The sequence below is a fragment of the Mesorhizobium sp. WSM4307 genome, assembly GCF_007003945.1.
In the GTDB taxonomy this organism is placed as follows: Bacteria; Pseudomonadota; Alphaproteobacteria; order Rhizobiales; family Rhizobiaceae; genus Mesorhizobium.
This window is the reverse complement of the sequence record NZ_VFTB01000003.1, coordinates 104,086-131,082: the sequence shown is the minus strand read 5'-3', so window position 1 is coordinate 131,082 and position 26,997 is coordinate 104,086. Positions and strand designations below refer to the sequence as shown.

30 protein-coding genes are annotated in these 26,997 nt (G+C 63.1%); 22 read left to right on the top strand and 8 right to left on the bottom strand.

The genetic code is table 11. The features are described 5' to 3' along the window. Positions 1-3: 3 nt before the first annotated feature. Positions 4-321, bottom strand: a complete 318-nt coding sequence (locus tag FJV83_RS07655; RefSeq protein WP_095773549.1) for a hypothetical protein — start codon at positions 319-321, stop codon at positions 4-6. A 145-nt stretch (positions 322-466) separates the two neighbouring features. Beyond that, a complete protein-coding gene (locus tag FJV83_RS07650) occupies positions 467-1,360 on the bottom strand; it encodes a branched-chain amino acid aminotransferase (RefSeq protein ID WP_142886052.1) in 894 nt (297 codons plus the stop codon). A 261-nt stretch (positions 1,361-1,621) separates the two neighbouring features. Here FJV83_RS07650 and FJV83_RS07645 point away from each other — a divergent pair, with 261 nt between their 5' ends. From FJV83_RS07645 to FJV83_RS07625, 5 genes are all read left to right on the top strand, one after another. Beyond that, positions 1,622-2,155, top strand: a complete 534-nt coding sequence (locus FJV83_RS07645) for a MarR family transcriptional regulator (protein ID WP_032933687.1) — start codon at positions 1,622-1,624, stop codon at positions 2,153-2,155. Beyond that, positions 2,142-2,861 (top strand): response regulator transcription factor, encoded by a 720-nt coding sequence (locus FJV83_RS07640; RefSeq protein ID WP_019860633.1) that lies wholly within the window; start codon positions 2,142-2,144, stop codon positions 2,859-2,861. The genes FJV83_RS07645 and FJV83_RS07640 overlap by 14 nt, the downstream gene beginning before the upstream one ends. Before the next feature lie 69 nt (positions 2,862-2,930). Continuing rightward, positions 2,931-4,346: an ATP-binding protein gene (locus tag FJV83_RS07635; protein ID WP_095789069.1), complete on the top strand. Its 1,416-nt coding sequence runs from the start codon at positions 2,931-2,933 to the stop codon at positions 4,344-4,346. 208 nt (positions 4,347-4,554) lie between these two features. Continuing rightward, complete coding sequence (locus FJV83_RS07630; RefSeq protein WP_142886053.1) at positions 4,555-5,577, top strand: glycosyltransferase family 1 protein; 1,023 nt, start codon at positions 4,555-4,557, stop codon at positions 5,575-5,577. Positions 5,578-5,810: 233 nt separating this feature from the next. Beyond that, positions 5,811-6,752: a hypothetical protein gene (locus FJV83_RS07625; protein WP_142886054.1), complete on the top strand. Its 942-nt coding sequence runs from the start codon at positions 5,811-5,813 to the stop codon at positions 6,750-6,752. A 69-nt stretch (positions 6,753-6,821) separates the two neighbouring features. On the opposite strand, the gene FJV83_RS07620 is transcribed toward FJV83_RS07625, so the two are convergent. The 3 genes from FJV83_RS07620 to FJV83_RS07610 all read right to left on the bottom strand — a co-directional run bounded on the left by FJV83_RS07620 (position 6,822) and on the right by FJV83_RS07610 (position 8,318). Further along, positions 6,822-7,181, bottom strand: a complete 360-nt coding sequence (locus FJV83_RS07620; RefSeq protein ID WP_095773543.1) for a tRNA-binding protein — start codon at positions 7,179-7,181, stop codon at positions 6,822-6,824. Positions 7,182-7,191: 10 nt separating this feature from the next. Continuing rightward, positions 7,192-7,692: a YbjN domain-containing protein gene (locus tag FJV83_RS07615; protein ID WP_013893499.1), complete on the bottom strand. Its 501-nt coding sequence runs from the start codon at positions 7,690-7,692 to the stop codon at positions 7,192-7,194. A gap of 323 nt (positions 7,693-8,015) precedes the next feature. Beyond that, on the bottom strand, positions 8,016-8,318 hold the full coding sequence (locus tag FJV83_RS07610; protein WP_027055368.1) for an accessory factor UbiK family protein: 303 nt from the start codon (positions 8,316-8,318) through the stop codon (positions 8,016-8,018). Between the two features lie 215 nt (positions 8,319-8,533). Here FJV83_RS07610 and FJV83_RS07605 point away from each other — a divergent pair, with 215 nt between their 5' ends. From FJV83_RS07605 to FJV83_RS07570, 8 genes are all read left to right on the top strand, one after another. Beyond that, positions 8,534-8,767: a BrnA antitoxin family protein gene (locus tag FJV83_RS07605; RefSeq protein WP_095773542.1), complete on the top strand. Its 234-nt coding sequence runs from the start codon at positions 8,534-8,536 to the stop codon at positions 8,765-8,767. A 134-nt stretch (positions 8,768-8,901) separates the two neighbouring features. Further along, positions 8,902-9,795 (top strand): prolipoprotein diacylglyceryl transferase, encoded by an 894-nt coding sequence (gene lgt / locus FJV83_RS07600; protein ID WP_095789066.1) that lies wholly within the window; start codon positions 8,902-8,904, stop codon positions 9,793-9,795. Beyond that, entirely contained in the window at positions 9,792-10,880 is a 1,089-nt protein-coding gene (locus FJV83_RS07595) for a class I SAM-dependent methyltransferase (RefSeq protein WP_095773541.1), read from the top strand. The genes lgt and FJV83_RS07595 overlap by 4 nt, the downstream gene beginning before the upstream one ends. Positions 10,881-10,996: 116 nt before the next feature. Beyond that, the gene (gene pgeF / locus FJV83_RS07590; protein ID WP_095773540.1) at positions 10,997-11,791 is read left to right on the top strand and encodes a peptidoglycan editing factor PgeF; all 795 of its coding nucleotides are present in this window, start codon (positions 10,997-10,999) and stop codon (positions 11,789-11,791) included. Then, the gene (locus FJV83_RS07585; protein WP_142886055.1) at positions 11,791-12,942 is read left to right on the top strand and encodes a Xaa-Pro peptidase family protein; all 1,152 of its coding nucleotides are present in this window, start codon (positions 11,791-11,793) and stop codon (positions 12,940-12,942) included. Before pgeF ends, FJV83_RS07585 begins: the two co-directional genes overlap by 1 nt. A 43-nt stretch (positions 12,943-12,985) precedes the next feature. Beyond that, a complete protein-coding gene (locus FJV83_RS07580; RefSeq protein ID WP_095773538.1) occupies positions 12,986-13,615 on the top strand; it encodes a hypothetical protein in 630 nt (209 codons plus the stop codon). Between the two features lie 168 nt (positions 13,616-13,783). After that, a complete protein-coding gene (locus FJV83_RS07575) occupies positions 13,784-14,719 on the top strand; it encodes a ribose-phosphate pyrophosphokinase (protein ID WP_010911102.1) in 936 nt (311 codons plus the stop codon). 145 nt (positions 14,720-14,864) lie between these two features. After that, entirely contained in the window at positions 14,865-15,842 is a 978-nt protein-coding gene (locus FJV83_RS07570) for a tripartite tricarboxylate transporter substrate binding protein (protein WP_095773537.1), read from the top strand. 26 nt (positions 15,843-15,868) lie between these two features. Here FJV83_RS07570 and FJV83_RS07565 read toward each other — a convergent pair whose 3' ends face one another. Next, positions 15,869-16,747, bottom strand: coding sequence for a helix-turn-helix transcriptional regulator (locus FJV83_RS07565; protein ID WP_095773536.1), 879 nt, complete (start codon positions 16,745-16,747; stop codon positions 15,869-15,871). Positions 16,748-16,898: 151 nt separating this feature from the next. Between FJV83_RS07565 and FJV83_RS07560 the strand changes: the two genes are divergently transcribed. Then, entirely contained in the window at positions 16,899-18,140 is a 1,242-nt protein-coding gene (locus tag FJV83_RS07560; protein WP_179295989.1) for an MFS transporter, read from the top strand. 71 nt (positions 18,141-18,211) lie between these two features. Here FJV83_RS07560 and FJV83_RS07555 read toward each other — a convergent pair whose 3' ends face one another. Continuing rightward, positions 18,212-19,069, bottom strand: a complete 858-nt coding sequence (locus tag FJV83_RS07555; protein ID WP_095773535.1) for an alpha/beta hydrolase — start codon at positions 19,067-19,069, stop codon at positions 18,212-18,214. Between the two features lie 149 nt (positions 19,070-19,218). On the opposite strand from FJV83_RS07555, the gene FJV83_RS07550 reads away from it, so the two are divergent. From FJV83_RS07550 to FJV83_RS07510, 8 genes are all read left to right on the top strand, one after another. Next, positions 19,219-19,647: a MarR family transcriptional regulator gene (locus FJV83_RS07550; RefSeq protein WP_095789063.1), complete on the top strand. Its 429-nt coding sequence runs from the start codon at positions 19,219-19,221 to the stop codon at positions 19,645-19,647. A 310-nt stretch (positions 19,648-19,957) separates the two neighbouring features. Then, positions 19,958-20,872: a hypothetical protein gene (locus FJV83_RS07545; RefSeq protein ID WP_142886056.1), complete on the top strand. Its 915-nt coding sequence runs from the start codon at positions 19,958-19,960 to the stop codon at positions 20,870-20,872. A 317-nt stretch (positions 20,873-21,189) separates the two neighbouring features. Then, the gene (locus FJV83_RS07540) at positions 21,190-21,831 is read left to right on the top strand and encodes a 50S ribosomal protein L25/general stress protein Ctc (RefSeq protein WP_095773532.1); all 642 of its coding nucleotides are present in this window, start codon (positions 21,190-21,192) and stop codon (positions 21,829-21,831) included. A 23-nt stretch (positions 21,832-21,854) separates the two neighbouring features. Next, positions 21,855-22,577, top strand: a complete 723-nt coding sequence (gene pth, locus FJV83_RS07535; RefSeq protein WP_095789061.1) for an aminoacyl-tRNA hydrolase — start codon at positions 21,855-21,857, stop codon at positions 22,575-22,577. A 97-nt stretch (positions 22,578-22,674) separates the two neighbouring features. Next, positions 22,675-23,778 carry a redox-regulated ATPase YchF gene (gene ychF / locus FJV83_RS07530; RefSeq protein ID WP_095789060.1) on the top strand — a complete coding sequence of 368 codons (1,104 nt, stop codon included), beginning with the start codon at positions 22,675-22,677 and terminating at the stop codon, positions 23,776-23,778. A gap of 311 nt (positions 23,779-24,089) precedes the next feature. Beyond that, positions 24,090-25,064, top strand: coding sequence for a magnesium/cobalt transporter CorA (gene corA, locus FJV83_RS07520; RefSeq protein WP_095773530.1), 975 nt, complete (start codon positions 24,090-24,092; stop codon positions 25,062-25,064). 114 nt (positions 25,065-25,178) lie between these two features. Beyond that, the gene (locus tag FJV83_RS07515; RefSeq protein WP_142877365.1) at positions 25,179-25,649 is read left to right on the top strand and encodes a MaoC family dehydratase; all 471 of its coding nucleotides are present in this window, start codon (positions 25,179-25,181) and stop codon (positions 25,647-25,649) included. Beyond that, positions 25,646-26,116: a MaoC family dehydratase gene (locus FJV83_RS07510; RefSeq protein WP_095789059.1), complete on the top strand. Its 471-nt coding sequence runs from the start codon at positions 25,646-25,648 to the stop codon at positions 26,114-26,116. Before FJV83_RS07515 ends, FJV83_RS07510 begins: the two co-directional genes overlap by 4 nt. Positions 26,117-26,286: 170 nt before the next feature. On the opposite strand, the gene FJV83_RS07505 is transcribed toward FJV83_RS07510, so the two are convergent. Next, positions 26,287-26,832, bottom strand: a complete 546-nt coding sequence (locus FJV83_RS07505) for an adenine phosphoribosyltransferase (protein WP_027047299.1) — start codon at positions 26,830-26,832, stop codon at positions 26,287-26,289. Positions 26,833-26,997: the final 165 nt, after the last annotated feature.

Below are 26,997 nucleotides of genomic sequence, written 5' to 3'. Positions count from 1 at the left end.
GGCTTACTTCTTCATAGCGCCCATGACAGCGCCGATGATGCCGGTCAGGATCGCGCCGCCGCCGGCGCCGCCGACGATGTTGTTGAGGTTGAGCGCACTGCCGAGACCGCTGGTCGCTGCAGCGGCCGCTGCCGGATCAACCGCGCCGCCGCCAAGCAGGCTGCCGAGGATTGCCGCGCCGCCGACGCCGCCAATGGCGCCACCCAGGATTTTGGGAAGCTGGCCCATCGCCGCGTTCTTGAGTGCAACACCGACCGCCTGACCTCCGATGATACCCGTAATCACCTGCACAATGATCGGAAGAAGCGTGTTCATGTCCATATGATTAGTCCCTCCATAGCTGCCAGCCTCCCGGGCCGACACCATCATGAGACGCCGAATTGACTGAAAGTCAAATGCAGAAACGCTGAAATAAAAGGGGCGGCCCGAAAACCGCCCCTGCTTGCGCGAAAAGCTGTGACTATTGTTATTCTGCGGCGATCGCGTGCTTCGGCTGAACGGCCGCAGAATAGTCATTCATAAGGTTCTTGGCGATTTCGCCAACCTCGAATCGGTAAGGGCCGATCTCCGAAACCGGCGTTACTTCCGCCGCCGTTCCGGTCAGGAAGCATTGTTCGAAGCTTTCGAGTTCTTCCGGCAGGATGGCGCGTTCGATTACGTCCAGGCCACGGTCCCTGGCGAGCCCAATGACCGTGCGGCGGGTGATGCCGTCGAGGAAGCAGTCGGGCTTGGGCGTATGGATCTTGCCGTCCTTGACGAAGAAGATGTTGGCACCGGTTGCCTCGGCGACCTGGCCGCGCCAGTCGAGCATCATGGCGTCGGCATAGCCTTTTGCTTCGGCGGCGTGCTTGGACATGGTGCAGATCATGTAGAGGCCGGCAGCCTTCGACTTCGACGGCGCCGTGCGCGGGTCGGGTCGGCGCCATTCCGCGACATCGAGGCGGATGCCTTTCAGCTTCTGCGCCGGATCGAAATAGCTCGGCCACTGCCAGATGGCGATGGCGACGTTGATGCGGTTGTTCTGCGCCGAAACGCCCATCTGCTCGCTGCCGCGCCATGCGATCGGCCGGACATAGGCGTCCTGGAACCCTTGCTTCTTCAACAGCGAGGTCGAGGCGTCGTTGAGCTCGGCGACCGAATAGGGAATCTTGAAGCCGAGCAGGCGGGCCGATTCATGCAGGCGCTCGGTGTGCTCGTTGAGCTTGAAGATCTCGCCGCCATAGGCGCGCTCGCCCTCGAAGACCGCGCCGGCATAGTGCAGACCGTGCGTCAGAACATGGATCTTGGCGTCGCCCCACGCAACGAATTCGCCATTCATCCAGATGAAGCCGTCCAGTTGATCGAAGGGAACGGATGCCATGGTAACCTCCCGCGGGTCGCGGCCCGCATATCCTTGGTGTCGTAGCGTGTTCTTTTTGGCCGCGCCGTGTGATTGGAGACGCCGGCCGGTGTTGCGAAGCGTAGGCGGATAATCGCGCTCTGGCAAACTCAGGAAGTTCCGGAAAAACCGGCCTGCCTTGCCTTTTCGTTCGCAATCCGCCCAAAAGCTTGTCAAAAATTACCATTGCGGGGAAATTAGGTCAATAGTACTGACATAATCTCCCGTTCCCATGGAGAAATGATGACGGATCGAAGCCCAGCCGCCGGAAAGCCGATCAGGACCGCGATGTCAGTCGAGGACGGCATAGACTTCGCCATCATCGAACTGTTCTTCTTTGCCTATCGCGACTTCACCTCCGATCCAGACCAGATCCTGGCCGACTATGGCTTCGGTCGCGCCCACCATAGGGTGCTGCATTTCGTCAACCGCCGGCCGGGCCTGACGGTCGCCGAACTGCTCGACGTGTTGAAGATCACCAAACAGAGCCTGGCGCGCGTGCTGAAGCAGCTGATCGACACCGACCATGTCGTGCAATTGCAAGGTCCGCGCGACCGCCGCCAGCGCGAACTCTATCCCACCGCCAAGGGCCGCGCGCTGGCGCTCGCCCTGGCGCGGCCACAGTCACGCCGCATCCGTGCTGCATTGGAAGATTCCGGCGCCACCGAACGGGCCTTGGTGGAACGCTTCCTCGAAGCGATGGTCAATCCGGAACTGAGAGCTCAGATCGACGTTGGGTCCGCAAAAATGTCAGGAAAAAGCCATGGAGAGCACTGAGAGGGTCGATCAGGCGGCCGCACCGGACGACGACGCGCCGCATCTGCTTGTGGTCGACGACGACACCCGCATCCGCAATCTTCTCAAACAGTATCTGACCGAAAACGGCTTTCGCGTCACCGTCGCCGGCAATGCCGGCGAGGCCAGGCGCAAGCTCGCCGGACTCGACTTCGACCTGCTTGTGCTCGATGTCATGATGCCCGGCGAAAGCGGCGTCGATCTCACCAAATCGCTGCGCGCCGAAAAGAACGTGCCGATCCTGATGCTGACCGCGCTTTCGGAAACCGACAGCCGCATCCTAGGGCTCGAGGCCGGCGCCGACGACTATCTGCCAAAACCCTTCGATCCGCGTGAGCTGATCCTGCGCATCAACAACATCCTGCGCCGCGGCGGCCCCGCGACCACGCCCAAGGTCGAACAGCTGGTCTTCGGTCCCTACACGTTCCAGATCGCCAGGCGCGAACTGAAGCGCGGCGGCGAGGCGCTGAAGCTGACCGATCGCGAGCAGGAGATCCTGGCGATCTTTGCCGCGCGGGCCGGCGAGACCATCCCGCGCCACGAACTGGTCGGCGACGATTCGGAGGTCGGCGAGCGCACGATCGACGTGCAGATCAACCGGCTGCGCCGCAAGATCGAGCGCGATCCGTCCAATCCTGTCTGGCTGCAGACCGTGCGCGGTATTGGGTATCGGCTCAGCGTGGAATAGAATACCGGACGCGGCTCTGGAGCCAAACGTCGTTCTGATCTAGTGCCGCGGACGAAATGAAAAGAGCCAATGGCAACGACGCAACTGGAAGGGCCGGGACCTGACGGCTTGAGCGCACGCGCCACGCGAACGCTCAAGGCGGTGCCGCGCATCTGGAACCGGTTCTGGCGCCTGATTTCGCTTTACATGCCCAAGCGCCTTTACGCGCGCTCGCTGATCATCGTCATCGCGCCGATGATCCTTCTGCAATCGGTGGTCGCCTTCGTCTTCATGGAGCGCCATTGGGCAACGGTGACCCAGCGCCTGTCGCAGGCGACCGTGCGCGACATTGCCGCCATCATCGACCTGATCGAGACCTACCCGCACGACGCCGACTACGCCAACGTCATCCGCATCGCCCAGGACCGCATGCAGCTGAAGGTCGATCTGCTGCCGCCGGATCCCTTGCCGCCGCCCGGTCCGAAACCGTTCTTCTCGATCCTCGACGACGTTCTCTCGGCCGAGATCACCCGCCAGATAAACCGGCCGTTCTGGATCGACACGGTCGGCAATTCCAACATCGTCGAGGTGCGCGTCCAGCTCGAGAACAAGGTGCTGCGCGTCTTCGTGCGCCGCAGCCAGGCCTATGCCTCCAACACCCACATCTTCCTGATCTGGATGGTCGGCACCTCGCTGGTGCTGCTGATGATCGCCATCCCCTTCCTGCGCAATCAGATCCGGCCGATCCTGACGCTTGCCGAGGCCGCCGAAAGCTTCGGCAAGGGCCGGCCGATGCCGCGCGATTTTCGCCCGCGCGGCGCCGAGGAGGTGCGCCGCGCCGGCTTTGCCTTCATCCAGATGCGCGAGCGCATCGAGCGCCAGATCGACCAGCGCACCGCCATGCTTACCGGTGTCAGCCATGATCTCAGGACCATCCTCACCCGCTTCAAGCTGCAGCTGGCGCTGGCCGGCGGCAAGGCCGAGACCAAGGCGGCGCTCAACCAGGACATCGACGACATGCAGTCGATGCTGGAAGGCTATCTCGCCTTTGCCCGCGGCGAAGCCTCGGAGGACCCGGGACGTTTCGATCTCGAAGCCTATTTCCAGAAGCTCAGCGACGAGGCCGCCTTGCGCAAATGCAAGCTGTCGACGACGCTTTCCGGTGATCCGACCGTGCATGTGCGGCCGAACGCCTTCGCGCGGTTGTTGTCCAACGTCATCGGCAATGCCTTCCGCTATGCCAAGACGGTGGAGGTCAGCGCCGATCACGGCCGTGGCTCGCTCGTGGTCACCGTCGACGACAACGGTCCCGGCATTCCGGCCGACAGGCGTGAGGACGTGTTCAAACCCTTCGTGCGGCTCGACGAAGCCCGCAACCTCGATGCCAGCGGCACCGGGCTCGGCCTGTCGATCGCCCGCGACATCGCCCGCAGCCATGGCGGCGACATCACCCTCGACGACAGTCCGCTCGGCGGCCTGCGCGCGGTGATCAAGGTTCCCGCCTAGGCTGGCCAAACATCGGGCTTCATCCGCCCGTCATGAAATCATGGTGAAGAGCGCGCATGAAACGCGCGACATCACTTGATTCGGCCTTGCCGCCCCATTTCGATCCCGTGCCCGCCCGGGTGCGCTGGAGCGAAGCGAGGCCCGCCGGCTGGTCGCCGTTCCGGCATCGTCTCAAGGCAACCGTCGACCTTTCCAGCAAAGGGCCGCCATGCGCATATTGATGGTCACCGACGCCTGGCGCCCGCAAGTCAACGGCGTCGTCCACACGCTGGAGCGGCTCACCGAAACGCTGAAATCCTTCGACGTCGCGGTGGATTTTCTGACACCCAACATCTTTCGCACGCTGCCCCTGCCGACCTACCCCGACATCAGGCTGGCGCTGACCACGCCAGGCCATGTCGCGCGCCTGATCGACGCCTACAAGGCCGACCATATCCACATCGTCACCGAAGGACCGCTCGGCATCATGGCGCGGCGTTATTGCCGCAATGCCGGCCGGCCGTTCACCACCAGCTATCATACGCGCTTTCCCGAATATCTCAGCGCCCGCCTGCCAGTGCCGGAAAGCTGGGCCTATCGCTGGCTGCGCGACTTCCACAATTCCGGCCAGGGCACGCTGGTCGCCACCCAGTCGCTCGCCGATGACCTTTCGGCGCGCGGCTTCAACAAGCTGAGGCCATGGACGCGCGGCGTCGACACCGAGCATTTCCGCCCGGACAAGCGCAAGGACCTCGGCCTCCCCGGCCCGGTCTTCCTCTGCGTCGGCCGCGTCGCCATCGAGAAGAACCTCTCCGCGTTCCTCGACCTTGACCTGCCCGGCAGCAAGGTGATCGTCGGCGAGGGACCGGAGCTCGCCAAGCTGAAGGCCCGCTACTCCAACGCGCATTTCCTCGGCCATCGTCCCAATGACGAACTGGCGGAGATCTATGCCTCGGCCGATGTCTTCGTCTTCCCCAGCCGCACCGACACCTTCGGCAACGTCATCATCGAAGCGCTGGCCAGCGGCACACCAGTCGCCGCCTATCCGGTGACCGGACCGATCGACATTGTCGGCGACGGCTTTGGCGGCGCGGTCTCCAACGATTTGCGCGAGGCCGCGCTCGCCGCCCTCGAGGTCGACCGCGCGCAAGCCCGCGAACGCGCCATGCGCTACAGCTGGAAGGCTTGCGCCGAGATGTTCCTCGACACGGTCGAGGAAGCGCTCGGCAGGACGCGCAAGCTGGCGGCCTGACGGCGGCAGTTGTGTGACCTCTTCGATGGCGCCCACTCATGCGTTTCCTTCAGGAAATCCAGACCTTCGACAACTTGCCGATACTTTTAGACAAGTCTTCCGCGTGAAGTTGATGGAATGCATTGGAAGATCGTGCACCGGCAAGCTTTAGTCCCCGTGAGCGCGCTCCTTGCGAGAGCTTGCGCGACAGTTCCTTGCGGTGCATTATTCTGCATCTGTAGTTCGCTGCGGGATTGACACTGATTTCAACGCTGGACCAGTCGCCTGCCGTATCGCCGAAGCGTCGCGTCTTGCGCATCAGCAGGACCGTTGCGAAGGTGTTCGGCTATTGCCGTGCGAATGCCTGGCCACTCTTCGTGGCCGCCTGGTTTCCCTGCTTTCTGACGACGCTCTGTCTGGCGGCGCTTGCTCTTATTCTCTTTGCCAATCCGGGGCAGGTGCCCGGCTGGCTTCTATCGCGAGGCTTTGACTCCAGGACCTGGCTTTCCGCGATTGTTGCGGCGCCGTTCTCGGCGATGGTCATTGCGTTCGTTCTGGACCGCATGGCAAACGCGCCCGAGCGCGGCCGTGTCGTTGTTCGGCGCGGCGTTGAACGTGTCAAACGCTACGCTATCCCGGGCATGCGCTTTGAGCTTGGCCAGCGGATTCTCTTGGCTGCGTTGCTTCTCGCGTTGATCCAGCTTGTTTGCGGCTTTGCCGTCGCCGGCGAGCACAGACTGCTTGCGGCCCTGCTGGCCACACGTGACCTACCGCTCAACCCTCAGGACGTCGCGCATTGGGTGTCGGCGATGGGAGTCTTCAACCTGTTGGCGGGTGCTTTCGTACTTGTCTGGACATATCTTTTTGTCGGTGATTTTCTCTGGACAGGATCGTTTGATCCAATCGGGTGCTGGCGCGCGCTGGATGGCAATCGTCTGCGTTTCCTCGCCATAATGTTCATCGTTTTCGCAATAGTTGCCATACTCAAATATGGGCTGGTCCTGGCCGGAGCCCTGATCCTCATTCCAACGGATGCCGCGTCGCCTTCCTTCCTGACCCTTATGCTGGTGCATTTCGGACTCGCCTGGCCGTTCGACATCCTCCATCTCGTACTCTCGGCCGCAACGGTCGGAACCATTCTCGGCGCGTTTCGGCCACCAGCTAGCGCTTCAATCCGGTCGGCTGTGCCGCTATGACGGCGCCCGCCGGGCGTCCTGACAGCGCTGCGCCGGGCGAGGTTCTTTTGAGCAGGCCGGGGTAAAATTCTAGAACAACCGCCCGCCGTCCGGCACCTTGCGCTCGATGGCGCCGAGCACCACGGCGCCCTCCTCGTCGGGAAAGCCCAGCGTCAGCACTTCCGACATGAACGGGCCGATCTGACGCGGCGGAAAATTGACCACGGCGAAGACCTGCCGGCCGACCAGCGTCTCGGGCGTATAGTATTTGGTGATCTGCGCCGATGATTTCTTGATACCGATCTCAGGCCCGAAATCGATCTTCAGCTTGAATGCCGGCTTGCGCGCCTCGGGGAACGGCTCTGCTTCGATGATCGTGCCGGCACGGATGTCGACACGATCGAAATCGGCGAAGCTGATTTCGGGCTTTCGCGTGGTGCTTGAACTCATCCAGTGCGACTCAGGCGTTGCCGTAGGTCTCGAACAGCACGCCGGCCAGCGCGTCCTTGGCCGAGGTTCCCGACCAGACGACGAACTGGAACGCCTGGAAATAGCATTCACAGGCTTCCAGCGCAGAGGACAAAAGCACCTCGACCTGCTGGCTCGACGGCTCGACGCCACCGGCCAAAAGCAGCGACTGGCGGAACATGATCGCGCCTTCCTGCTCCCAGAGGTCGAAATGGCCGAACAGCATCTGTTCGTTGATCAGCGACAACAGCCGCATCACCTCCAGCGCGCGGGTCTCCGGCACCTTGATGTCGAAGGCGCAGGCCAGGTGCAGCGCCTCGAAATCCTCCATCCAGGAGAAGGAGACGTGATAGTCGGTCCAACTGCCTGCGACCGAGATCGAAATTTCATCGTCGCCGGCCCGTTCGAAGGACCAGTCGTTGTTGTGGGCCACCTGCTCGATAACATCCACCGGATGGATTTCGCGGGAGAATTCGAGTTCGAGAAGTTCCATGGAATGCTTCCTGTCGTTCTGAGGAGCGCCGCCACACGCTCCGCGGGAGGGCACACACAACGAACAATCTGATCTAGAACTCGGACGGCCAGGACTTCTCGACGCAAAGACCCCAGACCGGACCCCACCGCCCGGCCGCATGACCCTGCTCCGAATCATGCAACAAATTCAGTCTATTGATCGGGAGTCGCGTGAACAGCCCAATTTTTCGCACTGCGTCATTCGCATGTGGAAAGGCGCTGTCACAAAGATTCATGCAATGCCGTTAAGCGATTCACGGCAAAGCGATTTTCAGGATCGGACTATGTGGAAAAGTTTAACGATTATTTTTTTGCGCGGGGCTTCGCCGCCGCCGCTGGTGCGGCATCGCCGGCGAGTTCGGCGAGCTTCGCCTCGAGCGCTTCGATGCGGGCGGCAAGCCTGGCATTCTCGTCCCGGGCCTTGGCGGCCATCTCGCGCGCGGCCTCGAATTCCTCGCGCTGCACCACGTCCATCGAATTGAGGATGCGCTCCGCCTGGCCCTTGAAGGCGGTCTCGACCTCGCGGCGCACGCCCTGCGCGGCACCCGCGGCGTCGGTCATCAGCTTGGCGAATTCATCGAGAATGCGGTTCGGTCCGGTCGACATGGCAAATCCTCGCTTTGCTCGAAATGACGTAGTGGCGCGGAGCGCCGAATGCAAGAACGTTGAGGGCTGGTGCGGCCTCTGCGTTGCTATGGCGCATGGCGATGCCTTGCCTGCGCCAAGCTTTCAAATGGCCCCAAGCTGTACTTGAGGACGCCAAATCGCCTACTGTGTGGTCATCACGCCGTGCCTCAGCATGCTCCAATCAGGGTCACCCAATGGCAACGCCCCCGCGCCGACCGACAAATCCGTTCGCAGCCGCCGAAGCGGCATTCAAGCCGGTCAAGAAGCCGGCAGCGCCCATTCGCGAACCCTCGACCGCCCCGAATGTCCGCGAGCTTGTCTCGATCCGGATCGACCGGGCCGTGCTCGACCATTTCCAGGAAGACGGCCCCGGCTGGCAGGACAGGATCAACGACGCATTGCGGCAGTGGGTGGCCGCCAAGGGTTGAACTCACCACCCATGGCGCGATGGCTCGCAATGACGATCCGTCGCGACCCCTGACGGCGGCCGGCTTGCCTTGACCCTGCCAAAACCCTGCCGCATGGTCCGCGCCCGAATGCGACCGCAACCGAGAGCTCCCCGTTGAACGAATATTTCCTGCTGCCGCTGGCCTCGTTGCCCTTCCCCAACATCAACCCGATCCTCATCCAGATCGGGCCGCTGGCGGTGCACTGGTACGGCGTCGGCTACATCGTCGGCATCCTGTTTGCCTGGTGGTATGCCAAGCGGCTCGCCGCCAATCCGAAGCTTTGGCCCGACGGCATCCTGCCGATGAAGCCGGAGGACCTCGACGATTTCATCGTCTGGGCGGCCATCGGCGTCGTGCTCGGCGGTCGCACCGGCTATGTGCTGTTCTACGATCTGGCGCGCTACATCGCGCATCCGCTCGACATCTTCGCCGTCTGGCAAGGCGGCATGTCGTTCCATGGCGGCCTGCTCGGCGTCATCCTCGCCATGACGCTGTTTTCCATCAAGCGCGGCATCCGCACCTGGTCACTGTTCGATGTCGTGGCCGCCGGCGTGCCGGTTGGGCTCGGGCTGGTGCGCGTCGCCAACTTCATCAATGCTGAACTCTGGGGGCGGGTAACAGACGTGCCGTGGGGCGTCATCTTCTGCAACGAACGGCTTCAACAAGCTCAAGCACTTTGCCCAGCCGGCCTGGATCCTCGCCATCCTAGCCAGCTCTACGAGGCCCTGCTCGAAGGCCTGGTGCTGTTTGTCGTGCTACGCGTCCTCACCCATTCGCGCCTCAAGCTGAAGACGCCCCGCTTCGTCGCGGGCGCCTTCATCTGCGGCTATGGCTTGTCGCGCATCTTCGTCGAATTCTTCCGCCAGCCAGACCAGCAGCTCGGCTACCTCCTCGGCACCAACTGGCTGACCATGGGCATGATCCTGTCGACGCCGATGGTGCTGGCCGGCATCTGGGCGATGGCGACAGCCAAGCCGGTGAAGCAAGCGCAGCCGCAGGCGACATGACGCGGCTGAAGACCCGCATCGTCGACCTGATCGAGGCACTCGGCCCCCTTCCCGTCAACGAGTACATGGCGATGTGCCTGTTCGACCCCGCGGACGGCTACTACACGACACGCGAGCCCTTCGGCGCCGCCGGCGACTTCGTCACCGCGCCGGAGATCAGCCAGATGTTCGGCGAACTCGTCGCCGTCTGGCTTTATCAGGTTTGGGCAGCGATTGGCCGGCCGATGCCGGTCACCACCGCCGAGATCGGCCCGGGTCGCGGCACGCTGATGAAGGACATGCTGCGCACCCTGTCGCGGCTCGACCCGGTCCTGGCCAATGGCGCCGCCTTCGCCATGATCGAGACCAGCCCGCGCCTGACTGAAATCCAGAAGCAGACGCTGGGCGCGACGCCTTTCGCGGTTCGGTGGCACGAGACCATCGACACCCTGCCCGATCAGCCGCTGCTCATCGTCGGCAATGAATTGTTCGACGCCGTGCCGGTCCGCCAGTTCGTCCGCGCCGGCACGGGCTGGCGCGAGCGCATGGTCGGCCTCGACGATGAGGACGAGCTGCGCTTCTTCGCCGGCGCCGGCTCGATTGACTCGGCCCTATTGCCCCTCGACGCCGCTGAAGCGCCGCAAGGCGCGATCGTCGAAGTGGCACCGGCTCGCACCGCCCTGATGGCCGCCATTGCCGGGCGCATCGCCCGAAACGGCGGCGCTGGGCTGTTTCTAGACTATGGCCATCTCCAGCCGGGTGTCGGCGACACGCTGCAGGCCTTGCGCCGACACGATCACGAAGATGTGCTGGCCAATCCCGGCGAGGCCGATCTCACCTCGCATGTCGATTTCGCCGCCCTTGCCGCCACCGTACGCGCGCATGGTCTCGACGCGCATCTGTCGACGCAAGGCAATTTCCTGCTCGGCATGGGCATTCTCGAGCGCGCCGGCCGGCTTGGCGCCGACGGCGACCAGGCGGCCCGCGACAAGATCACCGGCGATGTCGAGCGTCTCGCCGGACCGCAGGCCATGGGCGAACTGTTCAAGGTGCTTGCCGTCCTGCCGCGCGGTGTGCCGATCCGGCCCTTTGCGACGGCGGATTGACTTTTCACCGCTGCCCCTCCCAATCTCCCGTCCGGTAGAAGAGCGGCAGAACAGCCGGCCACCTCGCTTCCGGACTTTTTCTTGACGAAACCGCCCACACGGACAACAACGCCCGCATGCTGAATCAGACCAAACCGGATCCCGTTCGGTCGCCGCTGCTGGACAAGGCGCAGGCACAAGGCATCCGCCATGGCTATTTCACCCGGATGGGCGGCGTCTCGACGGGCATCTATCAGGGCCTCAACATCGGCACCGGGTCGGATGACGACAAGGCCCTGGTGGCCGAGAATCGCGCCCGTGTCGCCGCCTGGATGGGCGTGCCGGCGAACCATCTGCTGACCGCCTGGCAGGTCCATTCGCCCGACGTCATCGTCGCCAGGGAACCCTTTGCCGGCGAACGGCCCAAGGCCGATGCCATCGTCACCGACCGCCCGGGCATCGCCATCGGCGCCTCGACCGCCGACTGTGGCCCGGTGCTGTTTGCCGATTCCGGCGCGCGTATCATCGGTGCGGCGCATGCCGGCTGGAAAGGCGCTTTTACGGGCGTGCTGGAGAACACCGTTGCCGCCATGGAAAGCCTGGGCGCCCGGCGTGAAAACATCGTCGCCGTGCTCGGCCCCTCGATCGGCCCCGCCAATTATGAAGTCGGGCCGGAATTCGTTGCCCGCTTCGTCGAGGCCGACGCGCAGAACATCGGCTATTTCGCGCCCTCCGCCACATCAGGCCATGCCATGTTCGACCTCAACCGCTACACGGTCGACCGGCTCATCAGGGCCGGCGTGACCGCCGAGGGCCTCGGGCGCTGCACCTATGGCGAGGAAGATTTGTTCTACTCCTACCGGCGCACCACGCACCGCAAGGAACCCGATTACGGCCGGCAGGTTTCGGCCATCGTTTTGGAGAGTGAATAATGGCGCTGCATTTTGAACGATCGGAATTTGACGCGCGGCGCGACCGGCTGATGATCGAGATGGCCGAGAAGAAGCTCGACGCCATCCTGCTATTCGCGCAGGAAAGCATGTACTGGCTGACCGGCTACGACACCTTCGGCTTCTGCTTCTTCCAATGCCTGGTGGTGAAGGCCGACGGCTCGATGGTGCTTTTGACCCGCTCGGCCGACCTTCGCCAGGCGCGCCACACCTCGATCATCGACAACATCGTGCTGTGGACCGACCGCAACGGCGCCAACCCGGCGGTCGACCTGCGCAATCTGCTCAACGACCTCGACCTGCTTGGCGCCCGCATTGGGGTCGAATACGACACCCATGGCCTGACCGCCTATAATGGCCGCCGGCTGGACGAGCAGTTGCAGACCTTCGGCCAGATCGCCGACGCGTCCGGCATTGTCGGCCGGCTGCGCCTGTTTAAGAGCCCGGCCGAGATCGCCAAGGCCGAGAAGGCCGCCAACCTCTCCGACGACGCGCTGGACGCGGCACTGCCGCTGATCAAGCAGGGCGGCGACGAGGCACTGATCCTGGCCGCCATGCAGGGCGCGGTCTTTGCCGGCGGCGGCGACTATCCGGCCAACGAATTCATCATCGGTTCGGGCGTCGATGCGCTGCTGTGCCGCTACAAGGCCGGCCGCCGCAGGCTCACCAAGAACGACCAGCTGACGCTCGAATGGGCCGGTGTCTTCCATCACTATCACGCGCCGATGATGCGCACCGTGCTGACCGGCAAGGTGTCGAAGCGCCATCAGGAGCTGTTCGATGCCGCGCGTGCCGCCCTTCTCTCGGTGGAAAAGGCGATGACGCCGGGCAATACGTTCGGCGACGTCTTCGACGCCCACGCCCGCACCATGGAGGCGCACGGCCTGACCAAGCACCGGCTGAACGCCTGCGGCTATTCCGTCGGCGCCCGCTTCACGCCGTCCTGGATGGACATGCCTATGTTCTACCAGGGCAATCCCGAGCCGATCGCGCCACACATGACGCTGTTCGCCCACATGATCATCATGGATTCCGAGACCGAGACGGCAATGACGCTTGGCCGCACCTACCTGACCACCGAATCCCAGCCGAAGCCGCTTTCCCGCCATGATCTCGACTTGATCGTACAGTGAATCCATAATGGGAGGCGTTCTTCGCCAAGGAGTTAGAAGGCAAATGAGACGATCGCATGTGACGACCGTGTCATTGCTTGTGGCATTGGCTCTGGCTGCCTGCACCAACGCAAAGGACGTTCTCGAACCATCCGCCATCACCCCGCCGGCCGCCTCGGCGCAGCCCGTGCCGGGAGCCCAGGGTGGCACGACGGCCACCGTTGCCGCAACGTCACCCACCGCGCCTGCCGCCACCACGGGCGCTGCTGCAACCACCACCACGCCGCTCACCTCGGCGCAAAGTGCTGCCATCCTGTCGAAGACCCGGCTGCAGATCGCGCCGATCGTCGGCGCTTCGGTCGAGGCCGCGACCCCGCTGACGGCGGAACTGCAGACGCGCGCCAGGCAGCGTGGCATTACGCTCGCCGGCAGCGCCGACCAGACCGCGACCCATGTGCTGAAGGGTTATTTCTCGGCGATTTCGGAGGGCAAGGACACCACCGTCATCTATGTCTGGGACGTCTACGACCCCTCAGGCAACCGCCTGCACCGCATCAACGGCCAGATGAAGGCGCCTTCCGGCGCCGGCGCGGGCGCCGACAGCTGGAAGGGCGTCTCGCCGGCCACCATGCAGTCGATCGCCGACCAGACCATCGACCAGTTCGCGGCATTCCTGGGTGGCAAGGCTGGCTAGCAGGGCATGCTTGAGTGTTGCCTCTCGGCGATGGCACGAACCTTTCTTCAGCTTAGCCGGCGGATTCCCGATCTCGGCGCTTGCAATACCAGCGCGGGCCGCTAAAAGCCCGATTAAAAGGTCCGGGAGAGTCTGTCAGGCCTTCCCATCCTCCACCAGGAACGGTGCATGAAACTCTTCGCGGGCAATTCCAACAGGGTGCTGGCCGAAGCGGTCGCCCGCTATCTCAACATCCCGCTGGGCAAGGCCACTGTCAGGCGCTTCGCCGACCAGGAAATCTTCGTCGAAATTCAGGAAAACGTGCGCGGCGAGGATGTCTTCATCCTGCAGTCGACCTCGTTCCCGACCAACGATCATTTGATGGAGCTGCTCATCATGATCGACGCCTTCATGCGCTCCTCGGCCAAGCGCATCACGGCGGTGATTCCTTATTTCGGCTATGCCAGGCAGGACCGCCGGGCGTCGGGCCGCACGCCGATCTCGGCCAAGCTGGTCGCCAACATGATCACCCGCGCCGGTGTCGACCGCGTTCTGACGCTCGACCTGCATGCCGGCCAGATCCAGGGCTTCTTCGACATCCCGACCGACAACCTGTTTTCCGTGCCGGTGATGGCCCGCGACGTGAAGGCGAAATACAAGCAGCTCGGCAATGTCGTGGTGGTGTCGCCCGACATTGGCGGCGTCGTGCGGGCACGTGCGCTGGCCAAGCGCTTCGACGCGCAGCTCGCCATCGTCGACAAGCGCCGTGAGCGCCCGGGCGAATCGGAAGTCATGAACATCATCGGCGCGGTCGCCGGCAAGGATTGCCTGCTGATCGACGACATCGTCGATTCCGGCGGCACGCTGTGCAATGCCGCCGATGCACTCCTGGCCAACGGCGCCACCAGCGTCACGGCCTATATCACCCATGGCGTGCTGTCGGGCGGCGCTGTCGCCCGCATCAGCGGCTCGAAGCTGCAGGAGTTGGTGATCACCGATTCCATCCAGCCGACGCAAGGCGTGCTCGACGCCCCCAATATCCGCGTCATCTCGATCGCCGACCTGATGGGCGAGGCGATCTCGCGCACGGCGACCGAGGAATCGGTGTCGAGTCTGTTCGACTAACCCCCCCGCGATCGACGAAACGTCGGCCAGGTAGAGCGGACGCCTCCTATTGTCGGCCCCTTGTCTGCGCCGCCCTGCGAGCAGAAATTTCTCCTGACGGGCCTGCCGTGGCATACTGCCCCCGTAGACAATGGAGGAGTAGCATATGCCAATCCGGCGAAGGACTTTGCTTGGGCTTGCCGTTTCTGTCGCGGCTCTCTTTTCGGCGCCAATGGCTTGGGCGGCCGATTTTCCGGACCGGACCATCACGATGGTTGTTCCCTTTTCCGCGGGCGGCTCCACGGACCTGGTCGCCCGCCTCGTCGCCAACAAGATGTCCGAAAACCTCGGGCAGCAGATTGTCGTCGAGAATGTCGGCGGGGCCGGCGGCAGCATCGGCGCGGCCCAGGTCGCCCGGGCCGATCCTGACGGCTACACGATTCTGATGGGCACGGTTGCGACACACGCGCTCAACCCGCTCATCCTCAAGACCAAGCCCTACGATGCGGAGAAGGATTTTGCTCCGATATCGCTGCTTGTGCTGGTGCCGAACGTCCTGGTCGTGAACCCTCAATTTCCCGCCCAGAACGTCAAGGAACTGATCGACCTGTTGAAGAAGGACCCGGACAAATACGCCTACGCTTCATCGGGTAACGGCACCCCGCTGCATCTCTCGGGCGAGCTTTTCAAGACGATGGCCGGCGTGAGCATGCAGCACATACCCTATAAGGGCGCCGGGCCGGCCCTGAACGATGTCATCGCCAACCAGGTGCCGATGATGTTCGACAATTTGCCGTCTTCATCGGGCCATATCAAGGGCGGGACGCTGCGAGCCCTGGGCGTCACCACCAAGGAGCGCGTTCCCTCCTTCCCCGACGTCCCGGCGATTGCCGAAACCATTCCTGGCTATGAAACCTACAGCTGGAACGCCCTGTTCGCGCCCGCGGGCACCCCCGCGGACGTGATCGAGGTTCTCCATAAGGCAGCAGCCAAGGCGCTGCAGGACCCCGATGTGATTGCGCGCATGGGCCAATTCAGCGCCTCGATCGTAGCCTCCACTCCGGAAGAGCTGGCAACGCATGTGAAGGCTGAACTCGCCAAATGGGAGCCGATCGTCAAGGCGAGCGGCGTTCAGATGGACTAGGCGTTAATGCGCTCCGGCATTGCTTACTATGGCGCCGGGGCCTCAAGGCGAGGCGGGGCTCGCCGCATGCCTTCGCTGTTGTCTCGCGCGCCGCGCATATAGCCGCGCGGCGACGAGCCCAGCATGCGCTTGAACATGGTGATGAAGGCCGGCACGCTGTCATAGCCGAGATCGAGCGCCACCCGGGTGATCGGCTCGCCATCGGCGAGCCGCGGCAGCGCCGCGAACAGGCAGGCCTGCTGGCGCCATGTCGACAGCGACAGGCCGGTCTGGCGCTGGAAGGCGCGCGTGAAGGAGCGCCGGCTCATGCCGGCGGCGTCAGCCCATTCGTCGATCGTCGCATGCGGCGACGGTGCGGCGACGAAGCGGCGGCACAGCGCCGCCAGCCTCGCATCGGACGGGAATGGCAGGCCGAGCGGCCGTTCCGGCAAGGTCGGAATCTCATGCAGCAATAGCTTCATGATCAACCCGCCGCGTCCTTCCAACTCGCCGCCTTGCGGCAGCTTCTCCGATTCCACGATCAGGCTGTGCATCAACGCGGTGACGCCGACGACACGCAAGCCCTCCGGCAGCCCCGGGATCGCGCCCGGCATGACATAGACCGAGCGCATCGAGACATCGCCCAGCATCTCGACGGAATGCTCGATGCCGGCCGGAATCCACATCGCGTGGTCTGGCGGCACCATCCACCGCCCATGCCGCGTCGTCACCAGGACGACGCCGACCAGCGCGTGCAGCAACTGGCTGCGCCTGTGGCGGTGTTGCGGCACGTGGTAGCCGTCGGGATATTCGGTCGGCAACGCCACCGCCGGCCCGGCGACCTCCTCCAGCCATTGCCAGCGGCTCTGGTGCAACTGGCCGAGATCGGCATTGCCGGCGCGGAAGATTTCCCTGCCATGCGGCATCTTGTATGGCCCACTTGCGAAACTATTGGACCAAACCACGAAAGAAGTCGCGCGGCAAGCGGCTTATAAGGCAACCGTCCCTGAGGCGGCCGCGGGAGCGTCCGCCAGATTGCCCGCGGGCGTGCCCGCCAAAAAGACCACGGAGCCTGCCTTGACCGATACGACAGCCGCCAGCGTCGCGTCACCAGCGACCGCCAGTCACGCCTCAGCCCAGGCGACGGCCTTCACCGTCATCCTGGCGGTGAGCTTCTGCCATTGCATCAACGACATCATGCAGTCGCTGCTATCGGCCATTTATCCGCTTCTGAAACAGAATTACGGCCTCGATTTCTGGCAGATCGGCCTGCTGACCTTCACCTTCCAGGTGACGGCATCCTTGCTGCAGCCGGTGATCGGCATGATCACCGACAAGCGGCCGATGCCCTATTCCCTGCCCTACGGCATGGCCTCGTCGCTGATCGGCCTGGTCGTGCTGGCCTATGCCGGGCATTATTATCTGCTGCTGATTGGCGCCTCGTTGATCGGCATCGGCTCGGCGATCTTTCATCCCGAATCCTCGCGCATCGCGCGTTTCGCTTCGGGCGGCCGGTTTGGCCTGGCGCAGTCGCTGTTCCAGGTCGGCGGCAATTTCGGCCAGTCGATGGGGCCGCTGCTGGCCGCCTTCATCGTCGTGCCGTTCGGCCAGACCAGCATCGCCTGGTTCGCCGTCGGCTCGCTGATCGGCATCGTCGTTTTGTGGCAGGTCGGCGGCTGGTACAGCCGCCTGCGCGCCGCGCAAGGCACCCGCAAGGCGGCAAGCTTCGTCTCGCCCTTCCCGCGCCGCAAGGTGATGTGGGCATTGATCGTGCTGACCCTGCTGGTGCTGAGCAAGAACGCCTACATCGCCAGCCTTGCAAGCTACTACACCTTCTACTCGATCCATAAGTTCGGGGTGTCGGTGCAGATGAGCCAGGTGATGCTGTTCCTGTTCCTCGGCGCCTCGGCGCTGGGCATCCTGCTCGGCGGCCCGTTCGGCGATCGCTACGGACAGAAGGCGATGATCTGGTTCTCGATCGTCGGCGTGCTGCCCTTCACGCTGGCGCTGCCCTACGCCAATCTGGAATGGACGATGGTGCTCACCGTGCTGATCGGCCTCATCCTGTCGTCGGCCTTCTCCAACATTGTCGTCTTCGCCCAGGAACTGGTGCCGGGCCGCGTCGGCATGATCGCCGGCATCTTCTTCGGCTTCGCCTTCGGCATGGGCGGCATCGCGGCGGCCGTGCTCGGCGTCGTCGCCGACATGAAAGGCATCGATTTCGTCTTCCAGATCTGCTCGTATCTGCCGTTCCTGGGCCTGCTGACGGTGTTCCTGCCCAACATGAAGGAAGCCCGGAAGGCGCTGGCAGCAGCCTAGCTTCGGCTGCCCCCGAACGGATACGGAAAGGCACCCGCCAAATGGCGGGTGCCCCTTTTTTCTTAGAGAACTCAGGCCTTGAAGAAGGCCAGCAGGTCGGCGTTGATGACATCGGCGTGGGTTGTCGCCATGCCGTGCGGGAAACCCTTGTAGACCTTGAGCTCGCCCTTCTTGAGCAGTTTGATCGACAGCAGCGCTGAGTCGGCGATCGGGACGATCTGGTCGTCATCGCCATGCATGACAAGCACCGGCACGTCGATCGCCTTCAGATCCTCTGTGAAGTCGGTTTCCGAGAAAGCCTTGATGCAATCGTAATGCGCCTTGGTGCCGCCCATCATGCCCTGGCGCCACCAATTGTCGATGACGCCCTCCGACACTGCCGCGTCCGGACGGTTGAAGCCATAGAACGGGCCGGCCGGGACATCCCGGTAAAGCTGGGCGCGGTTGGCTGCGACGCCGGAGCGGAAACCGTCAAAGACCTCGATCGGCAAGCCGCCGGGATTGGCCGCCGTCTTGAGCATGATCGGCGGCACCGCGCCGATCAGCACCGCCTTGGCGACGCGGCCACCTGAGCCGTACTTCGCGACATAGCGCGCCACCTCGCCGCCTCCGGTCGAATGGCCGACATGGATAGCGTTCTTGAGGCCGAGATGCGCGGCGAGTTCAGCGACATCGGCGGCGTAGGTGTCCATCTCGTTGCCGGTGTCCGTCTGCGTCGAGCGGCCATGGCCACGCCGGTCATGGGCGATGACGCGGTAGCCTTGTGCCAGGAAGAACAGCATCTGTGCGTCCCAGTCGTCGCTGCTCAACGGCCAGCCATGATGGAAGACGACGGGCTGACCGGTTCCCCAGTCCTTGTAGAAAATCTGCGTGCCGTCCTTGGTGGTGATCGTGCCGCTGCCGGAACCGGATTTCGTCTGCGAGGCCATCTCAATCTCCTTTAATTGTTTTTCACGATAAACAATATCGCGACATTTATATCGCTAACGCAACCCTAAAGCCTTGTCCATAGAAATATGTATCGCGATATCATTTTTCGTGGTATTGAATTCCTACGTCGGCAAACAAGGAACGCGTCGTGCCACTCCCTTTGGACAATCAGCTCTGCTTCACGCTCTACGCCACCTCGATGGCGATCAACCGCACTTACAAGCCGATGCTGGACGAGATGGGGATCACCTATCCGCAATATCTCGTGCTCAACGCGCTGGGCGAGGCCGACGGCATGTCGGTCGGCAGGGTCGCTCATCGGCTTGCTTTGGAATCGAGCACCGTCACCCCCCTGGTAAAGCGCATGGAACAGGCCGGGTTGGTCACCCGCCAGCGCAGCCAGGCGGACGAGCGCCAGGTCCAGGTCGACCTGACATCGGCCGGGCGCGCGCTGCTCGTCCAATGCACCTGCCTCAACGAGACCTTGATCGAGCGCTCGGGCATGACGCTGGCGGAGCTCGATGCGCTGAACCGGCAAATCCAGGCGCTGCGCGATGCGTTGAGCGGCGATCGGTAGCCACCGGCTGAAGCTTGAGTGCCTCGGTGCGGCTTGAACTGCGCTCGCACGGCATCGAAATGCTCCTTGGTTCGCCTCTCGTGCCTAGGCTGGCACGAAACGAAATTTCGAGCATGAGGAGTTGCGGGGAATTGACCCACAGGCTCTCGATTCTGCTATAGGGCTCTCGATTCTGCTGTAGGGAATGCCGCGGCGAAGATGAGCTGAATGGGTGTCAGCAGCCCCAGGATAAATGGCTTCGTCATGACCTCCGGCTGTGGAGAAATTCCCAAGACTTGCTTGCGTTCTCTGCGCTTTTTCTGGATTCGCCATGCACGCCCAACCGCTTCGTGTTCTGACCCTTCTGGTGCGTCACGGGACCGAGAAGTATCCGACCGCGTGGCAGGACTTGCGAGCTATGTTCGCCCACCAGATGCCGGACGTTGTGCATCGCATGCTCGTGATCGACAATTCGCTGCCGGTCGGTCATGGCTCTGATTTGGACCTCGGCGTCGAACTGATCGGCGCGTCGAACGAAGATTGGGAATTCTCCGCGTGGGACCGCGGCATCAATCATACCGGCGCCAAACTTCATCACTATGATCTGGTCCACTTGGCCACTTCGGCTTTCGCGGTATCCGCATCTGACCATCTCAAATTGATCGATGGTGGCTCGTTGCGGTCGTTGCTTGGTTTTCAGGGAGCGCTGGGTTGCATTGATTCTCGCCGTGAGGCTTTCTCGATTTTCGGAATCGGTTCGCAGGCTTGGCTCCGCAGCTCGTTCATCCTGATGACCCCGCGGCAACTCAGCAGCCTGGGATCCCTGGTAAGCGTCGGCAGGGACGCGCCGATTTTTAGCGGCAACCCTCGACAGCCCTTCCGTGAAGACGCACCGATCTCGCAAGCATATCAGCAGTTTTTGCTGCATTGGCTCACCGGCGACGGCGACGGCGAAGAGGTAATCTGGCATTCAAGGTTCGATCTCACACCTGAAACGCTGCCGTTTTTCGAAAGCAAGGCGCGGGCTATTCTCAATGAGCTGATGCTCACCAACCGGTTGCTGGCCAATGGATGCGAGCTCGTTGACATGACATGGTTGGCGCAAAAGGTCCGTGCGGCGAGTTCGGAATCCGAGATTGATATTCCGGACTGGCGCGTGCAAATCAGCTCCCGAGCGCGAGTCAAACGCACTTTGATCCAAAAGCTTCGCCGCTGGTTGTCTAAACATATGCCGCGGCAAAGATGACTGCCATCGCTGGTTGCCCACCGCAGACATGGCAACTGCTGGCGGACTGTCAGACGAAGATCGGTCCTCGATCTGCCCTTCATGCCTTCCAGCCCGACCGCTTGCGCCTCTCGCCACCTTCCGCTATAGAGCCGCCACCCGCGTAGACACCCTTGGAGGCAACGCGGCGGAAGGCTGCCTTCCCTTGTGATCCCGAACAAAGCTCCGTCTCAAAGCGGACGCCCTCATTCGGACATCGAGGTCTGGCGGCTTTCGACGTTTTCGGCTTGGGCAATCTGCCCTCCGCAAACGCTCCATAACACGCGAAAGGAAAAGCCATGAGCCACGATACTTACGAGCTCAAGGCCGAAGCGCGCGAACAGGTCGGTAAGGGGTCCGCCCGTGCAGTTCGCCGCAACGGTAAAGTGCCTGCAGTAATCTATGGTGACAAGCAGCCTCCCCTGGCGATCGCTCTCACCTACAAGGACATCTACTACAAGATCCACGGCGGCGGGTTCCTGACCACGGTCGCCACGATCGATGTCGACGGCAAGAAGATCCAGGTCCTGCCCAAGGACTTCCAGCTCGACCCGGTCAAGGATTTCCCTGTCCATGTCGACTTCCTGCGCATCGGCAAGGACACCGAAGTCAATGTCGACGTGCCTGTCCACTTCATCAATGAGGACAAGTCTCCCGGCATCAAGCGCGGCGGCGTGCTCAACATCGTGCGTCACGAAGTCGAGTTCCACTGCCCGGCCAATGCCATCCCGGAATTCATCACCATCGATCTCACCGGCACCAACATCGGCGACTCGATCCACATCTCGGCGGTGAAGCTGCCGGCCGGCGTCAAGCCGGTCATCTCCGACCGCGACTTCACCATCGCGACCATTGCCGGTTCGTCGGCGATGAAGCCGGAGGTCGAAGAGACGGCCGAGGTGGCTGCACCTGAAGCGGCACCTGTCGCCGAAGAGAAGTAACTCTTTCCCGCCCGGAGCAGACGATGCTTGTCTTTGCAGGCCTCGGCAATCCGGGCGCGAAATACGCAGATAACCGGCACAATGTGGGCTTCATGGCGGCGGACGCAATTGCCCGCCGCCATTCCTTTTCGCCCTGGTCGAAGAAATTCCAGGGCCTGATCGCCGAGGGCACGATTGCCGGCGAAAAGATCATCCTGATCAAGCCGCAGACCTTCATGAACCTGTCCGGCCAGTCGGTCGGCGAGGCGCTGCGCTTCTACAAGCTCGAGCTTTCCGCGCTCACTGTCTTCTATGACGAGATCGACCTTGCCGAAGGCAAGCTGCGCATCAAGACCGGCGGCGGCGCCGGCGGCCACAACGGCATCCGCTCGATCGACGGCCATGTCGGCAACACCTATCGTCGCGTGCGCATCGGCGTCGGCCATCCCGGCGTCAAGGAAATGGTCCAGCACCATGTGCTCGGCGATTTCGCCAAGGCCGACCGCGAATGGCTCGATCCCTTGCTCGAGGCGATCGCCGACAACGCCGCCATGATCGTCAAGGGCGACGAATCCGGCTTCATGAACAAGGCCGCCCTGGCCGTCCAGGGCAAGACGGTTCTGGAACTCGATAAGCCCGCGTCGAAGCAAGCCCCCAAGCAACAGAGCCACATCCGCCAGGCACGCCCGCAGCAGGCGCCCGCCAAACTGCCGGAGACCGGCCCGATGGCTGCCATGCTGAAGAAACTCTTCGGCAACAAGGACTGAACGCGTAGGCATGCGGCCTTACGGGGCTTGACGTTGATCACCCCTATCGCCCATAGCCCTCATCAAATTTCGCTTTTCCCGATAGGACTGGACAAAAATGGGTTTCAAATGCGGCATCGTTGGCTTGCCCAACGTCGGCAAGTCGACGCTCTTCAACGCGCTGACCAGGACGGCGGCGGCGCAGGCCGCCAACTATCCGTTCTGCACCATCGAACCGAACACCGGCGAGGTGGCGGTGCCCGACCCGCGCCTGCAGAAGATCGCGGCCATCGGCAAGTCCAAGGAGATCATCCCGACCCGCATCTCCTTCGTCGACATTGCCGGCCTGGTGCGCGGCGCCTCGAAGGGCGAAGGGCTGGGCAACCAGTTCCTCGCCAACATCCGCGAGGTCGACGCCATCGTGCATGTCCTGCGCTGCTTCGAGGATGACGACATCACCCATGTCGAGGGCCGCATCGACCCTGTCGCCGACGCCGAGACAGTCGAGACCGAGCTGATGCTCGCCGACCTCGACAGCCTCGAGCGCCGCATCGTCCAGATCCGTAAGCGCGCCGGCAGCAAGGACAAGGAAGCAACGACCGTGCTGCCGATGATGGAGGCAGCGCTCGAGCTGCTGCAGGCCGGCAAGCCGACCCGTATATTGCTCAAGGGCATCTCGGCGGAAGATTTGCGCATCCTGCAGGGCCTGAACCTGCTGACCTCGCACCCCGTGCTCTATGTCTGCAATGTCGCGGAGGCCGATGCCGCGACCGGCAACGAGCACACCAGGGCCGTGGAAAAGATGGCTGCCGCGCAGGGCGCCGGCACGGTGGTGATCTCGGCCGCGATCGAGGCCGAAGTCGCCCAGCTCTCCGACGAGGAAGAGATGGAATTCCTGTCCTCGCTCGGCCTCGACGAGCCCGGCCTCAACAAGGTCATCCGCGCCGGTTATGAGCTTTTGCATCTCATCACCTATTTCACCGTCGGGCCGAAGGAGACGCGCGCCTGGACCATCCACAAGGGCGACAAGGCCCCGCAGGCCGCCGGCGTCATCCACACCGACTTCGAACGCGGCTTCATTCGCGCCCAGACCATCGCCTATAACGACTTCATCACGCTGGGCGGCGAAGTGGCGGCCAAGGAAGCCGGCAAGGCGCGGGACGAAGGCAAGGAATATGTCGTCCAGGACGGCGACATCATGCTGTTCAAGTTCAATACCTGACGCCTGGCGGGTCGCCACCAGGATCTGGTGCTCGCCTGCCGGAGCATCCGCTACAATCTCGGCTCGGGCTGGATAGAGCCTTTTATCGAACGGTACGGGCCGCCGGAAACCGAGCCGGCGAAGCTTTCCTGGTATCGGCTGCTCGACGAGTTCTTATGAGCGGCCCGATCCCGGCCCGGCTCCCGACGCTTGTCTTGATTTTGTCATGGCACGGGTCTAAGCGGCTGGCACACGGTCGCGCACGCGACGAAGAGCCGTGCAATCCGACACGACGCGCAATCCGAACGAACCTTCGCAGGGGAGATCTGGCGATGATCAAGGCATTTGTCGTGGACAATGATCGCCTGCGCGTCGTCGACGACCTGCTGGCCGATGGCGACAGGGTCGTCTGGGCCGACCTGATCAGTCCGACCAAGGAAGAAGAGGCCACCATCGAGAACTGGCTCGGCGTCGCCGTCCCTACCCGCGAGGAGATGGAGGAGATCGAGATTTCCAGCCGCCTCTACATAGAGGATGGCGCCTACTTCATGACCGCCACCTTGCCTGCCCAGACCGAGGTCGACGATCCCCTGATGTCGCCCGTCACCTTCGCGCTCGCCGGCAACAGGCTGATCACCATTCGCTATCATGAACCCAAGGCCTTCAAGACCTTCCCGCTGCGCGCCGAGAAGGTGGCGACCGGCTGCACCAGCGGCGACACCATCCTGATCGGCCTCCTGGAAGCGATCGTCGACCGTCTGGCCGACATCCTCGAACGCGCCGGCCGCGATATCGAGACGATTTCACGCGACATTTTCCAAGCGCGCTCGACCAAGGTGTCGAAGCGCAACCGCGACTTCCAGGAGCTCTTGAAAGCCATCGGCCGCAAGGAAGATATCGCTTCGTCCGTGCGCGACAGCCTGATCTCGCTGCAGCGCCTTGCCGGCTTCCTCGCCCATGTCGCGACCCAGACCAAGATGAGCAAGGATGTCCGCGCCCGCATCAAGACCTTGTCGCGCGATGTGCTGTCGCTCGCCGACCACGCCACCTTCCTGTCGCAGAAGATCTCCTTCCTGCTCGACGCCACGCTCGGCATGATCTCGATCGAGCAGAACGCCATCATCAAGATCTTCTCGGTCGCCGCCGTCATCTTCCTGCCGCCGACACTGGTCGCCTCGATCTACGGCATGAACTTCGACGTCATTCCCGAGCTGAAATGGGAGTTTGGCTATCCCTTCGCCATCGGCATGATGATCCTGTCGGCGATCCTGCCCTTCTGGTATTTCCGCCGCCGCGGCTGGCTCTGACCGCTGCCGCCGGCGCCGGCTGCCTCAGGCTGGCTCACCAGAAAGGACTTGACCAAATCGCTGCCGGCCTGCATCCGGGTTGCCCGATCCTTGGGATTTGACCGGATTGCCGACATGAGCGCAAAGACATGGGCCTATGAGGATTTCGTCGAGGGCGCCTCGTTCGACCTCGGCACCAAACAGGTGAGCGCGGCCGAGATCATCGAGTTCGCCAGTGAATTCGATGCCCAGCCGATGCATCTCGACGAGGAAGCCGGCAAGGCCAGCATCCTCGGCGGCCTCTCGGCCTCGGGCTGGCACACCTGCGCCATGTTCATGCGCATGCTGTGCGATGCCTTCCTTTTGGACTCCACCTGCCAGGGCGCGCCCGGCGTCGACCAGGTCAAATGGAAGAAGCCGGTCCTGGCTGGCGATACGCTCAGAGGCAATTTGGTTGTCCTGGCCAAACGCCTGTCGCGATCGAAGCCGCAACTCGGCCTCATCACCATGCGCAGCGAACTGGTCAACCAGCGCGGCGAAAGCGTCTTCGAGCTTGAGAATTCCGTCATGTTCCTGACGCGCGATGCCGCGGGGTGTCAGGCATGACCCTGGATGAATTCTTCCGCATCGGCACCACGATGACGCTGGGCTCGCACACATTCGAGCCCGAGGCGATCAAGGCGTTCGCCCGCAAATACGACCCGCAGATCTTCCATATCGACGAGGCGGCCGCCAGGAAGAGCGTGCTCGGCGGGCTTTGCGCCTCCGGCTGGCACACCGCCGCCACCTGGATGAAGCTCAACCTCGAAGCGAGCATGGATGCCGAGGGGGCCAGTTGGAAGGGCCCCGGCCCGGCCCCGGAATTCGGCCCCTCGCCCGGCTTCAAGAACCTGAAGTGGCTGAAGCCGGTCCATGCCGGCGAGACCGTCACCTTCAGCCGCACCGCGCTGTCCCATCGCGCCATCGCCTCGCGCCCCGGCTGGCGAATGCTGTCGCTGCGCGCGGAAGCTTTCGATTCGACCGGCGACAAGGTGCTGGAGTTTGAAAGCGCTGTGCTGGTGAAGGTAGAGTAGCCGCAACGCCCCTTCCTTCTCCCCTTGTGGGAGAAGGTGGATCGGCGCGCAGCGCCGAGACGGTTGAGGGGTGTTCCAGCGGAGTGAGGCGTTGGCGTTCCCTGGAACACCCCTCATCCGTCGCCTTCGGCGACACCTTCTCCCACAAGGGGAGAAGGAAGAACCGCCTCTCAATGTCCCTCGAACCCGATCAGCGTCCTTACCGGCACGCCAAGCGCCTCGAGCTTGGCGCGGCCGCCGAGATCGGGCAGGTCGATGACGAAGCAGGCGGCAAGAATATCGGCGCCGATCTGGCGCAGCAGCTTGACCGCCGCTTCCGCCGTGCCGCCGGTGGCGATCAGGTCGTCGACCAGGATCACCTTTTCGCCTGGGGAAATGCCGTCCTTGTGCATTTCCATTTCGTCCAGCCCGTATTCCAGGCTGTAGGCGACGCGCACCGTCTCGAAAGGCAGCTTGCCCTTCTTGCGGATCGGCACGAAGCCGGCCGAAAGCTGGTGGGCGACGGCCCCACCCAGGATGAAGCCGCGTGCCTCGATGCCGGCGATCTTGTCGACCTTCTGGCCGGCATAGGGATGCACCAGTTCGTCGATGGCGCGGCGGAAAGCGCGCGCATTGCCAAGCAGCGTGGTGATGTCGCGAAACAGGATGCCGGGCTTGGGATAATCCGGGATGGTGCGGATCGCCGCCAGCAGCGTGTCTTCGAGCGAAGGTTTCATGAGGCGGCTCCGGATGATCCAGCTGACAGGTTTGGAACGCGCGGGAGGCTGATCGTAGCCCGACGCGACCGACAACGGCTAGCGCGATGTGGCGGCCGAGACAAGCGCGTCCGGCAAAGGATTGGCCTGGCCAGGCGCAGTGACCGTCCGCGCCGATCCTCTGCT